Genomic DNA, 10,873 nt, shown 5'->3' with positions numbered 1-10,873 from the left:
AGGCAAAGCGGTTGGAGGATTTCGGATTCGACGCCCTTCATGTGCCGGACCACATCCCCGGTCCGGCACCGTTCGACCTTCTCCGGTTGCCCGCCCACCTCGGCGGGCCGGCACCGTTTCCGGTGCTGACCGCGATCGCGGGGGCCACCACCAGGGTGCGGCTGGGGACTTACGTGCTAAACGCGTGTTTCTATAAGCCGGCGCTGTTGGCTCGTGACGTTGGGGCCGTCCATGACCTCAGCGACGGCCGCCTCGAGCTCGGGCTGGGCGCGGGTTACGTCAAAGAGGAATTCGAGGCCGCCGAACTGCCGTACCCGAGCGCGAGAGAACGCGTCGATTACCTCGAACACGTCACCACCTACGTCAAACAGCGCCTACCCGACGTACCAATTCTGATCGCGGGCAATGGAAATCGACTATTGACGGTGGCCGCCAAATACGCCGACATGATCGGCCTGACGGGTGCCAACAACGCGCTGGCCGAACGCATCGAGTTTGTCCGCGCCGCCGCCGGCGAGCGTTTTGCAGAACTCGAGCTGAACCTCGCGATCACGGCCGTGCCATCGGACAGTTCCGGGAAACCCGACCTGAAGATGACCCGCCACTATGCGCCCGACTTGTCGGACGAACAATTGCTCGCATTGCCCGCGGTGCTCAGCGGGTCACCGCGCGACATCGCCGACACCCTGCGCGGCTACCAGAAGACCTACGGGCTGACATCGGTGACCGTTCAGGAACACCATGCCGAAACTGTCGCCAAGGTGATTGCGGAATTCCGATGACCACGATCGATCAGCTGCCGAAGGCGGGTGGAAGTTCGTTTCGGTTCGACCGAGCGGAATTAGCCGGAGCGGTGGGCGATCTCGGGGTGCTGGTGCCGATCGCGGTGGCATTGATCGTCAAGAACGGCCTGACGCCGACCGCGGTGCTGCTGCCGGCCGGGCTGCTGTACGTGGTGGCCGGCCTGGTGTATCGGCTGCCGGTGCCGGTTCAACCGCTGAAGGCGTTCGGGGCAATCGCGATCGCGCACGGGTTCGGCGCCGACGAGATCGCCGCGGGCGCGCTGCTGATGGGCGCAATCTTTTTGACGCTTGGGATGTCGGGGCTGTTGGACTGGGTCGCGAAAGTGTTCCCGCAACCGATCATTCGCGGAATTCAGCTCTCGGTGGGACTGCTGTTTTGTCAGTTGGCCTGGAAGCTGGTGTCCACAACACCGAAAGCGTTCACCGACCACCGGCACTCGGTCTGGTGGCTGGCCGGCGTCACTGTGGTGGTGATCTCCTTGGCGCTGCTGCTGCGACGCCGCCAGATCACACTGGTCTTCCTGGCGATCGCCATAGTGGCGATGGTGCTGGCCTTCCACGGCTCGCTGCGCTTCGGTCCGTCTGCCGTGCACGCCCCGCACCTGAGCTGGGCCGCGTTCTCCGCGGCAGCGGTCGCGCTGGTGCTGCCGCAATTCCCGTTGTCGTTTGCCAATTCCTGTTTGGCTACCGCCGACACCGCCCGCGCCTACTTCGGCGATGCCGCGCAGCGGGTGCGCCCGGGCCGGTTGGCAACCACGATTGGGCTGGCCAACCTGTTCGCCGGCACGATCAGCGGCATGCCGGTGTGCCATGGCGCCGGAGGCATGACCGCGCATCGCAGCTTCGGCGCCCGCAGCGGAGGCGCGCCAATCATGTTGGGCAGCGTGCTGATCACGCTTGCGCTTGCCATCGGAGCGATGCTGACCGCTGCACTGGCCGGGTTCCCGGTGCCGATCCTGGCCGGTCTGTTGACGGTCGCCGGGTTGCTGCACATCACGCTGCTGAAAGATCTACGCGGACTATGGCATTGGGCGCTGGCGCTTGCGGTCGGAATCACCGGATTTCTGACCAACCTTGCCGTCGCACTCGTTGGCGCACTTGTGATTTGGTGGGCGGTCCGCTGGATTCAGCGCTGGCGCGCCCACAGCTGATTCATTGAGGGTGGTCCTCGCCGGCGAGTTGGTCCAGCGCGTGGTCCAGCACGCCGGCGAGCACCCCGAGCCCGTCGCGAACGCCGCCGGGCGAGCCCGGCAGGTTGACCACCAAGGTCTGCCCCGCCACCCCGCATACGCCGCGGGACAGCACCGAGGTGGGCACCTTCGGTAAACCGGAAAGCCGGATCGCCTCAGCCAGGCCGGGAATCATGTAGTCGAGCACCGCCACGGTCTGGTCCGGGGTGCTATCGCTGGGCGAGATGCCGGTGCCGCCCGAGGTGATCACCACGTCGACAGCCTCGGCGATCGCGTCACGCAGCGCTTTACCTACTGGCTCACCGTCAGCGACGACCACTGGTTGCACCGTCGGGAACCCATGTTGCGCAAGCCATTCGGCGATGATCGGGCCGCATCGATCTTCGTAGACCCCGGCCGACGCGCGGGTTGAGGCGATGATGACGCGCGCCGACCGGTCTGCCATCACCGCTCCCATGTTCCGTGCCGGCCGCCGGCCTTTCGCAGGACCCGAATGTCATCGATGCGCGCAGCCGGGTCGACCGCTTTGATCATGTCGTAAAGCGTCAGGGCCGCCACGCTTACCGCGGTCAACGCCTCCATTTCCACCCCGGTGCGATCAGTGCTTCGCACGGTCGCGGTGATGTCGATATCCCTCGCCCCGGCGGTGAAATCGATATCGACGCCGGTCAGCGCCAGCTGATGACACAGCGGAATCAGGTCGCTGGTGCGTTTGGCGGCCAGAATGCCCGCAACCCGCGCGGTGGCCAGCGCGTCGCCCTTCGGCAGTCCGCCCGCCGCGATCAGCTCCACCACCTGCGCGGACGTGCGCAGCGAGCCCGCGGCAACCGCGGTGCGTTCGGTGGCTTCCTTGGCGGTCACGTCGACCATATGAGCCGCGCCGTGGTCATCGATGTGTGAGAGCGGACCCGAGTCAGCCACGCGATCCATTCTGACAGGTCAACTCTTAGCGCAGGTCCCAGATCTGCACTTGCGAACCGGCCGGAACCTCGGTGACGTCCGCCGGGATGTCCAACAGGCAGTTTGCCGACGCCAGCCACCCCAGGTGGTGTGACCCCGGCGGGCCGTGGCTCACGGCGGTGCCGTCAGGGTCGAAGACGCCGCGGCGGAACTGGCGTTTACCGGCCGGCGAGGTCAATGTCTCGGTCAGCACGGCGGATCGCCGCGGCCGATGCGGATCGGGCAGCCCCATCGCCGAGCGCAGCGCCGGACGGATGAACACCTCGAACGACACCAGCGCACTGACCGGGTTTCCGGGCAAGGTGACGATCGGTGTGCCCGCGACCTGGCCAGCACCCTGCGGCATGCCTGGCTGCATCCCCACCTTGACGAACTCCACCCCCTGGTCGCCGGCTCGGCCGAAGGCGTCCTTGACCACCTCGTAGGCACCAGCGCTGACGCCGCCGCTGGTGATGATCAGATCGGACTCGGCGGAGTATCGGTCCAGCAGCGCGGTGAACTGCGCGACGTCGTCGCTGGCGGTCGCGGTGGCGACCACTTCGGCACCGGCGGCGCGCGCAGCGGCGGCCAGCATGAGGGCGTTGGATTCGTAGATCTGCCCCGGCTGCAGCGGCGTACCCGGCTGCACGAGTTCTGACCCGGTGGAAATCAGCAGCACCCGCTGTCGCGGGATGACTGGCAGCTGGGAGACTCCCAGCGCCGCTGCCAAGCCGACCACCGCGGGCGTGACGACCTGCCCGGCCCGCAATACCGTGGCACCTGCCATGACGTCTTCGCCTGCGCGGCGGACGTGTTTTCCCTCAGCGCTGGGGGCGTAGATCTGCACGACATCGATCCGCCCGTCGGTGTCCTCGACGGGCACTATCGCCGTCGCGCCGGTCGGCAGCGGCGCGCCGGTCATGATGCGATGCGCGGTACCTGGCTGCAGTGCAGGGATGTCGGTACGGCCAGCCGGAATATCTTCGGCCACAGGCAGTTTCACGGGATGGTCCGAGGCCGCTGATGCAATCTCGTCGGCGCGCACCGCGTAGCCGTCCATCGCGGAGTTGTCGAAAACCGGGAGCGCGACTGTCGCGGTCACGCTGTCGGACAGCACCAGGCCCTCGGCGTCGGACAGCTCGGCGGTGGTCGCGGGCCGGGCAGTAATGAGCCCGGCGACAACGTGTTGATGCTCCTCGACCGACCTCATGGCGTCAGTAAATATAGTTGGTGCCCATGGCCACAGGTTGCGCTCGGCGATGACGCTGGTAGCGCGCGCCGCGCTGACGGATCAACCGATTTCGCTGGCCGAACATCAGGAGCTGGTGAGCCATCAGGCCGCGGGTGCCGTCGTGGGTTTCGTCGGCGTGATCCGTGACCACGACAGCGGCCGTCAGGTCGTACGGCTTGAATATTCCGCGCACCCGTCGGCCGCGGACGTGCTCGCCGAGGTGGTGGCCGACGTCGCCGCGCAGTCCCCCGGGACCCGGGCCATCGCAGCCAGCCACCGGATCGGCGTCCTGCATATCGGCGAGGCCGCGCTGGTTGCTGCGGTCGCCGCCGACCATCGCCAAGCGGCGTTTGCCACCTGCGCCCAGCTGGTGGACGCTATCAAGGCGCGCCTACCGGTGTGGAAGCACCAATTCTTCGCCGACGGAACCGACGAGTGGGTGGGCTCGGCCTAATTTTTCAGCGCGGCGCCGCCTCATCCTCCGGCGAACGGCGGCAGGACGTCGATCGTGTTGCCCGCCTGCAGCGGCTGGGCCTTGTCCCGAACCGCCACGCCGTCGCAGAGATACGAGCACCGGGACAATACCCGGGCGAGTTCCTGGCTGCGGTCGCCCAGGCCGTCGACAAGCTCACCAACCGTGGTGCCGGAATGCAGGCTCAGCTGCTCGGAATCGGAGCCTGCGGCGGCCCGGGCCGCGGCGAAATACCTCACGGTGATTGTCTGACCAGGCACGTCAGCCGCCAATCGCGCTCATCGGCCGCGCTGGCTGGACGAAGTCTGGGTCGTCGATGCCATGGCCGGCCGGCTTCCCCCACATCGCTGCCCGCCACGCCGCCTCGATCTTGGCGTCGTCGGCGCCGCCGCGCAGCAGCGCTCGCAGGTCGGTCTCGTCGATGGCGAATAGGCAGCTGCGCAACTGCCCGTCGGCGGTCAACCGGGTGCGGTCACAACTCGCGCAGAACGGGTGCGTCACCGAGGCGATGAGCCCGACTCGTCCGGTGCACCCCGTCGCTGGATCGGTGACCCGCCACAGCTCGGCGGGTGCCGAACCCCGCGGAGCCCGATCGGGTTTCAGCTCAAAGGAATGCCGTCGCAGCTGCGCGATCACTTGATCTGCGGTGACCGTGGCCTCACGGCGCCATTGGTGTCCGGCGTCGAGCGGCATCTGCTCGATGATCCGTAGCTGGTAACCATGGCCGAGACAGAACCGCACCAGCGCGACCCCATCGTCGAGTCCGGTCTGCGGGTCCAGCACGGCATTCACCTTCACCGGTCGCAGACCCGCTGCCGCCGCGGCGGCCAGGCCGTCCAGCACATCGGCAAGCCGGTCGCGGCGGGTGATCGCCGCGAAGCGGACATAATCCATGCTGTCCAGAGACACATTCACCCGGTCCAAGCCGGCCCGGGCCAACTCGTCAGCATGCTTGGCCAACAAAACGCCGTTCGTGGTCAGTGCGAGCTCCGGGCGCGGCCGCAGCGCGGCGGTTGCAGCAACGACTTCGCCAAGGTGCTTGGCCAGCAACGGTTCTCCGCCAGTGAACCGCACCTTGGTGATGCCCAGTCGGGTCACGCCGATTCGCACCAGCCGGAGAATCTCGTCGGGCCGCAGCAGCTGCTCGGCAGCCGACCACGGCAGACCTTCGGCGGGCATGCAGTAGGTGCATCGCAGATTGCAGCGGTCGGTCAACGACACCCGCAAATCGGTCGCCACCCGCCCGTAGCTGTCGATCAACGGCCCACTGGACGGGGCGGGTGTTTCCGCGAGACCTTCGAGCCCGCGGCGCACCGTAGGCACTCCGAGGGTCGTGATCATGGCACCATCCGAATCTGGTCGCGAACAATGTTTCTATTATCCACCGCTGACCGAAAAGGGCATCGTGCGACGCCATCCTGCAGGTCACGGCGTCATCTAGCATCTATCTGTGCCAACGATGCGAATCCGCCGGGCAGCTGAGCTGCTGGGGGTCAGCGACGACACCGTCCGGCGATGGATCGACAACGGTGCTTTGTCGGCCAGCCAAGACGAGTCCGGCCGCAAGGTGATCGCCGGGGACGTCTTGGCCGAGTTTTGGCGTAAAAACGCACGGCCGTTGCCGCCGAACCCGCTCAGCACCGGCAGCTCAGCGCGCAACCGCTTTGTCGGTTTGGTGACCAATGTGGTCAGCGACAAGGTGATGACCCAAGTCGAGATGCAATGCGGCCCGCACACCGTCGTATCCCTGATGAGCACCGAGGCTGCCAAGGAGTTGAAACTGGAGCCCGGCAGCCTCGCCGTAGCGGTCGTCAAGGCCACCACCGTGATCGTCGAAACCCCTGAAGCGTTTGCGGATTGACGTATCCGGGTACGTCGCGACCGTGATCGGTGCGTTCATCGAGAGGTGGAAGCGCAGTCAGCTCTATGAATTGCTGCGTCTGAAAGGCTACGTCGCATTTAATTTGCCCCGAACGGTGAGCGTGTTGGGCGCAGGGCTGCTGATCGGAATCGCCGCGGCCCACGTCTACGTATTGACCAGCCAGCCGGCGTTGCCGGGGTATTTCTTCGTCTACGCCGCGATCCTGATTGCTTGCTGTCTGGTGACTGCGGCATCCCTGTGGCTGGGCCGCAATCCCCGTGTGCCGCAATTAGGCTGGTTCTTCGGTGATCTGGTTTCAGTCGTCTTCCTCGGCTTGTACCTGGCAAGTCGACCGGCGGCGCTGCCCGGGCTGGTGGCGGTGACGGGCCGGTGGGATTTCGCCCCCGGCACGTTGACAGGCGCGTTCGCGCTTGGCTTCATCGCCGTCCACATGACAGTGCTCCTGGGCATCAACGTGGCTTATCCGCAACGACAGCAATGGTTCGACTGACATGAGCTCGGCGATGACAACGTTCGATTATCCGGCCTGGCTGCGGATCGATCATTGGCTCAATGTGCTGTTCCTGACGTTGATCATCCGCAGCGGCATCGAGATCCTCGCCACCCATCCGAAGTTGTATTGGCACGACGACAGCAGGCCCGGAAGCGAATGGGCGCGCTTCACCCGCAAGGTCATGCCGAAGGACAGGCTGTTCGACACCCTCGATGAGGAGGAGGACTACAGCCCGATCATTTCGCTGCCCGGCCGCGCGCAGTTGGGCATGGGCCGGCACTGGCATTTCTTTGCGGTGATCGGCTGGATTCTGGTGGGGCTGTCCTACTACATCCTGCTCTTCGCGACCGGACAGTGGTATCGGTATTGGCCCGGGTCGTGGTCGATCTTCCAGGAGGCCTGGGAGGACATCGTCACCTACATGAGCTTCAACCTGCCGCCGTTAGTGCCGGGCGAACCCATGGACGCCATCCAGAAGCTGACCTATGCCGGCGTCGTCTTTGGACTGGCACCCTTCCAGATCCTGACCGGCGCGGCCCAGTCCCCGGCGATCGAAGCCAGGTTCCCGTGGTACGTGCAGATGTTTGGCGGACGGCAGTGGGCGCGCAGTCTGCATTTCCTGGGGCTAGTCGCCTTTGTGGTTTTCATCATCATCCATCTTTCGATGGTGTTCTTCTGGGGCTGGGGCCACCTCACTGCCGCCATGATCTTCGGCTCGATTCGCAACATCCGCTGGGCAACTGCACTGTCGCTGTTGATCATCGCCGCGATCGTCGCCATCCACGTCGCGGCGACGGTGTGGAGTCTGCGCAAGCCTCGTTCGGTTCAGCGCGTGCTCGGCGCTGTGGTGTCCCGCGTTCGGCTTCTTCTGTTGCGGCCGTTGAACTCGCGGCAGAACTATCCGGAAGAAAAACTCACGCCGCAGCACCGCGTGAACGGCAAACCTCCGTGTTCGGCGGAGTACAAGGTGATGGCCGTGCACAACTTCGTCGACTGGCGGCTGCGGGTCGGCGGATTGGTCGAGAACCCAGTCACTTTGGACTTGGCGGCATTGCGCGAGCTGGCCGATCCGGAGACGCAGCGGGTCATGCACAACTGCGTTCAGGGCTGGACGAGCATTGGTCAATGGAGCGGCCTGCACCTGAGCACGCTGGTCGAACTGGTGCGACCGCTACCGCAGGCGAAATACATCTGCACGCTGACTATGCAGGACAACGATCGGGACGAGCCCAGTTCGCATGGCGGGGGCCAATTTTACGAGGTGATGGATCTCGAACTCGCCTACAAGCCGCAGACCATCTTGGCCTATGAGATGAACGGCAAGCCGTTGCCGATCAAACACGGTGCCCCGTTGCGGCTGCGCGTGGAAACCCAGGTCGGATTCAAGATGGCCAAGTGGATCAACCAGATCGAGTTCATCAGCGACTACTCCGGCATCGGCGGCGGTGCAGGCGGTTGGCGTGAGGACAACGTCTACTACGACAAGGACGTGGAGATCTAATGGGGGCCAACTCTACGCGGCCGGAGTTGATCAGCCTGGTGCCCGTCGACCGGGACCGTGTCTTGGCGCAAGTCGCCGCGAAGGGCGGGAACTGCGAGAGCTGCGGTCAAACCGATTTCGAGGTTGGCCACGCCCTTTACCTCGGTTTTCTGTTTCTCGACGAGGAGCTCGATGCCTACATGGTGGCGTTGACGTGCCGCAACCCGGAATGTGGGCAGCACACCGGAATCAGGCTGCGCGAGAAGGACTTTCTCAGCCGCGGCGAATCCGACGCCCGCGCCGCGACTTGGCTGGCGTCTGCTCCGTGAACACAGGCTCAACCAGCCCGATTCGATCAATCAGCTCAGACAGGTCCCGCAGCTCGTCGCACAGCGCTTGAAACCTGCGCTCATCGGCCTCGTCGAGCATTCCGCGCGAGCTGTAATGCACCAGACGCGGCAGCCGTCCGGCAAGCGCCGTCCCCCATCTGATGCTGAAGTCGTACTTCTCGCCGTCGCTCACTTCGCCATTCTGGCCAAGCTGTTTGAGCGCCTGGATCTGTTCGGTGAGCCACTCGACGTCATCGTCGATGGTGATCGGCGCCGGGTTATCGTCCATCTCGGCAACCATGGTCCTCCATTGCTGCTGTCACAGGTGCGCTTTGGCGACACTCACCACTAACGGTGTCCCTTTGAACGTCAGATACACCCGGTGCGGCCCGACGGCCATGCCCGACAGCGGCGCCGACCGTTGCGATTCAGGAAGAGCTGTCCGGTAATTGGTGGTCCGCAGCACCGGGATGGTGTCCGCCTCGAAGCGCATGAAGCTGTTCGTCTCCAGCGCCGTGACCTCCCGGTCGGTGGCCGCGTAGATGCGGGTGTAGTCGGTGCCGACGTGGCGGATCGGCGACGGCAACTGGGTGGCCGCCCGAACCTTCAGGCCTGTCCCGGCGCGCCGCAAATCGATGACATAGAGCAGATCACCGTTGGGGCGTGCCACATAGCTACGCGTCGTCGCGGCGCCATCACCCGCCGCACACGCGACACCCATGGGCATCGAGCCAAGCTCCTCGGGTGGCGACGACGGTCCTCTGTAGAAGTGGATTCCCGACGACGTGTAGAGGTGGTACTCGATGTCACGCCCTCGGTTGGCGCCGTCGATCGTGGCCGTGGGATCACCGGGGACCTTGGCCGTCGCCATTTTCCGGAAGCCGTACTCGTCGACCGGAGTCACCGACGTACCGTCCGCCGATAGCGCCAGCATTATTCGCATTCCGCCGTCTTCGGAAAGGTAGGCAGGCGCAGGTCCGGCGTCGAACTCGTCGACCTGACGCAACGTGCCCACATCGAGCACCGCGACCTTGCCGCGTTGCGGCTGCGGCACATAGACGTGCTGGTCGTCTTTTCGGCTGATCTGTAGGTTGCGGCCCGCCGCCATCGGCGCCGACAGCCGCGTCTTGGCGTGATTGGAGCCCAGCAGGTCGGTGATTTCGGCGACTCGGCCATCGTCGGTGAGCCCGACCAGGGCATTGTTGCTATATGACCAGACCGGATCCCGCAGCGTCGCACCGACCGTCATCACGCTGACCTCAGGTTCGGTCTCCACCGCGCTGCCCGGCGCTACGCAACCCGCAGCAGCAAGAACACTGACTGCGACCAAAACCCATCTGCGCTGCGATGTCATTTGGAGAAGCAATACCCCAGAACCAGGTGTGGTTACACCTACGCTTTCACTATGGGAACTAGGGCCGCGAAGGAAGTTGATTTTGAGCGTCTGGCTGGCGCATTGGACGACTATCGGTTCGCCTACCTCGTCACCGTCGACGACGACTACCGGGTGCATACCGTCACCGTCGAACCCGAGCTGCGCGAGCGCGTCATGGAGGTCGGCTTGGTCGGCGGCAGAACCCGTAGCAACGTCGAAAGCCGCAGTGCCGTCACATTGTTGTGGCCACCGCGCGAGCCGGGCGGCTATTCGCTGATCGTCGATGGCCGGGCTGAAGTGACCGACGTCACCGATTCCGATGACACCGTTGCGCTTCGGGTGGTGCCGACCCGAGCGCTGTTGCACCGCAACGCCGATCCGAGCACGCCGGGGTCCGCGAAAGGCTGCTTGCACGACTGTGTGGTGTTCGCCAAGTCGTAGCCGCAGTGTGGGCCACTTCACAACTTAGAGCTGGGATTTCACGATTTCCCTGCGGCCTCACAACGACCGGCCAGTCGATTCGCAGGTCGAATTGATACATCTGTAACCCCCATCGCGAACCATCGAAACACGTCGGCACCACCATGGGTCCGATCGCCGCGAGTCGCGGAGTTCTGCCGCGGGGGAAGCAGGAAGGTGGAATGACTTCGGTGCCAGTGGTCGCCACGGTGTGCGGGTA

General features: G+C 65.0%; 15 protein-coding genes. 8 read left to right on the top strand and 7 right to left on the bottom strand.

What is annotated here, in order from left to right:
* Window positions 1–782, top strand: a 782-nt coding sequence (locus tag WBF82_RS08545; RefSeq protein WP_424382618.1) for a TIGR03621 family F420-dependent LLM class oxidoreductase, incomplete at its 5' end; no start/stop codon positions are given.
* A complete protein-coding gene (locus WBF82_RS08540; RefSeq protein ID WP_424382617.1) occupies window positions 779–1,954 on the top strand; it encodes a putative sulfate/molybdate transporter in 1,176 nt (391 codons plus the stop codon). The genes WBF82_RS08545 and WBF82_RS08540, both read left to right, overlap by 4 nt.
* Before the next feature lies 1 nt (window position 1,955).
* On the opposite strand, the gene WBF82_RS08535 is transcribed toward WBF82_RS08540, so the two are convergent.
* From WBF82_RS08535 to glp, 3 genes are read right to left on the bottom strand one after another with little or no spacing between them, the layout of a single operon-like run.
* Entirely contained in the window at window positions 1,956–2,438 is a 483-nt protein-coding gene (locus tag WBF82_RS08535; protein WP_424382616.1) for a MogA/MoaB family molybdenum cofactor biosynthesis protein, read from the bottom strand.
* Window positions 2,438–2,914, bottom strand: coding sequence for a cyclic pyranopterin monophosphate synthase MoaC (moaC, locus tag WBF82_RS08530; protein ID WP_424382615.1), 477 nt, complete (start codon window positions 2,912–2,914; stop codon window positions 2,438–2,440). The genes WBF82_RS08535 and moaC overlap by 1 nt, the downstream gene beginning before the upstream one ends.
* 25 nt (window positions 2,915–2,939) lie before the next feature.
* Window positions 2,940–4,142, bottom strand: coding sequence for a gephyrin-like molybdotransferase Glp (gene glp, locus WBF82_RS08525; RefSeq protein WP_424382614.1), 1,203 nt, complete (start codon window positions 4,140–4,142; stop codon window positions 2,940–2,942).
* Between the two features lie 49 nt (window positions 4,143–4,191).
* Here glp and WBF82_RS08520 point away from each other — a divergent pair, with 49 nt between their 5' ends.
* Complete coding sequence (locus WBF82_RS08520) at window positions 4,192–4,617, top strand: molybdenum cofactor biosynthesis protein MoaE (protein WP_424382613.1); 426 nt, start codon at window positions 4,192–4,194, stop codon at window positions 4,615–4,617.
* A gap of 20 nt (window positions 4,618–4,637) precedes the next feature.
* On the opposite strand, the gene WBF82_RS08515 is transcribed toward WBF82_RS08520, so the two are convergent.
* Window positions 4,638–4,895, bottom strand: coding sequence for a MoaD/ThiS family protein (locus tag WBF82_RS08515; protein WP_424382612.1), 258 nt, complete (start codon window positions 4,893–4,895; stop codon window positions 4,638–4,640).
* Window position 4,896: 1 nt separating this feature from the next.
* Entirely contained in the window at window positions 4,897–5,976 is a 1,080-nt protein-coding gene (moaA, locus tag WBF82_RS08510) for a GTP 3',8-cyclase MoaA (protein WP_424382611.1), read from the bottom strand.
* A gap of 109 nt (window positions 5,977–6,085) precedes the next feature.
* Here moaA and WBF82_RS08505 point away from each other — a divergent pair, with 109 nt between their 5' ends.
* Genes WBF82_RS08505 through WBF82_RS08490 form a run of 4 tightly spaced genes read left to right on the top strand, consistent with a single transcriptional unit; the run spans window position 6,086 to window position 8,819 of the window.
* The gene (locus WBF82_RS08505; RefSeq protein ID WP_424382610.1) at window positions 6,086–6,496 is read left to right on the top strand and encodes a TOBE domain-containing protein; all 411 of its coding nucleotides are present in this window, start codon (window positions 6,086–6,088) and stop codon (window positions 6,494–6,496) included.
* Complete coding sequence (locus WBF82_RS08500; protein WP_424382609.1) at window positions 6,486–7,007, top strand: oxidoreductase; 522 nt, start codon at window positions 6,486–6,488, stop codon at window positions 7,005–7,007. Before WBF82_RS08505 ends, WBF82_RS08500 begins: the two co-directional genes overlap by 11 nt.
* A gap of 13 nt (window positions 7,008–7,020) precedes the next feature.
* Window positions 7,021–8,511 carry a molybdopterin-dependent oxidoreductase gene (locus tag WBF82_RS08495; RefSeq protein WP_424382608.1) on the top strand — a complete coding sequence of 497 codons (1,491 nt, stop codon included), beginning with the start codon at window positions 7,021–7,023 and terminating at the stop codon, window positions 8,509–8,511.
* Window positions 8,511–8,819: a hypothetical protein gene (locus tag WBF82_RS08490; protein WP_424382607.1), complete on the top strand. Its 309-nt coding sequence runs from the start codon at window positions 8,511–8,513 to the stop codon at window positions 8,817–8,819. The genes WBF82_RS08495 and WBF82_RS08490 overlap by 1 nt, the downstream gene beginning before the upstream one ends.
* Here WBF82_RS08490 and WBF82_RS08485 read toward each other — a convergent pair.
* Both WBF82_RS08485 and WBF82_RS08480 read right to left on the bottom strand, forming a co-directional pair.
* Complete coding sequence (locus tag WBF82_RS08485) at window positions 8,764–9,108, bottom strand: hypothetical protein (RefSeq protein WP_424382606.1); 345 nt, start codon at window positions 9,106–9,108, stop codon at window positions 8,764–8,766. The genes WBF82_RS08490 and WBF82_RS08485 overlap by 56 nt on opposite strands.
* A 30-nt stretch (window positions 9,109–9,138) precedes the next feature.
* Window positions 9,139–10,173, bottom strand: coding sequence for a hypothetical protein (locus tag WBF82_RS08480; RefSeq protein ID WP_424382605.1), 1,035 nt, complete (start codon window positions 10,171–10,173; stop codon window positions 9,139–9,141).
* 51 nt (window positions 10,174–10,224) lie between these two features.
* Here WBF82_RS08480 and WBF82_RS08475 point away from each other — a divergent pair, with 51 nt between their 5' ends.
* Entirely contained in the window at window positions 10,225–10,635 is a 411-nt protein-coding gene (locus WBF82_RS08475) for a pyridoxamine 5'-phosphate oxidase family protein (RefSeq protein ID WP_424382604.1), read from the top strand.
* Window positions 10,636–10,873: the final 238 nt, after the last annotated feature.

Source organism: Mycobacterium sp., assembly GCF_049673265.1.
Taxonomy (GTDB): domain Bacteria; phylum Actinomycetota; class Actinomycetes; order Mycobacteriales; family Mycobacteriaceae; genus Mycobacterium.
The sequence above is the reverse complement of the archived record's forward strand: the minus strand, read 5'-3'. Positions and strand labels throughout refer to the sequence as shown.

What these genes read in the sequence shown, in the direction of transcription:
- WBF82_RS08540 (WP_424382617.1), top strand. Translation starts at nt 779, where the DNA reads ATGACCACGATCGATCAGCTGCCGAAGGCGGGTGGAAGTTCGTTTCGG.
- WBF82_RS08535 (WP_424382616.1), bottom strand. Translation starts at nt 2,438, where the DNA reads ATGGCAGACCGGTCGGCGCGCGTCATCATCGCCTCAACCCGCGCGTCG.
- glp (WP_424382614.1), bottom strand. Translation starts at nt 4,142, where the DNA reads ATGAGGTCGGTCGAGGAGCATCAACACGTTGTCGCCGGGCTCATTACT.
- WBF82_RS08520 (WP_424382613.1), top strand. Translation starts at nt 4,192, where the DNA reads ATGACGCTGGTAGCGCGCGCCGCGCTGACGGATCAACCGATTTCGCTG.
- moaA (WP_424382611.1), bottom strand. Translation starts at nt 5,976, where the DNA reads ATGATCACGACCCTCGGAGTGCCTACGGTGCGCCGCGGGCTCGAAGGT.
- WBF82_RS08495 (WP_424382608.1), top strand. Translation starts at nt 7,021, where the DNA reads ATGACAACGTTCGATTATCCGGCCTGGCTGCGGATCGATCATTGGCTC.
- WBF82_RS08490 (WP_424382607.1), top strand. Translation starts at nt 8,511, where the DNA reads ATGGGGGCCAACTCTACGCGGCCGGAGTTGATCAGCCTGGTGCCCGTC.
- WBF82_RS08485 (WP_424382606.1), bottom strand. Translation starts at nt 9,108, where the DNA reads ATGGACGATAACCCGGCGCCGATCACCATCGACGATGACGTCGAGTGG.
- WBF82_RS08480 (WP_424382605.1), bottom strand. Translation starts at nt 10,173, where the DNA reads ATGACATCGCAGCGCAGATGGGTTTTGGTCGCAGTCAGTGTTCTTGCT.
- WBF82_RS08475 (WP_424382604.1), top strand. Translation starts at nt 10,225, where the DNA reads ATGGGAACTAGGGCCGCGAAGGAAGTTGATTTTGAGCGTCTGGCTGGC.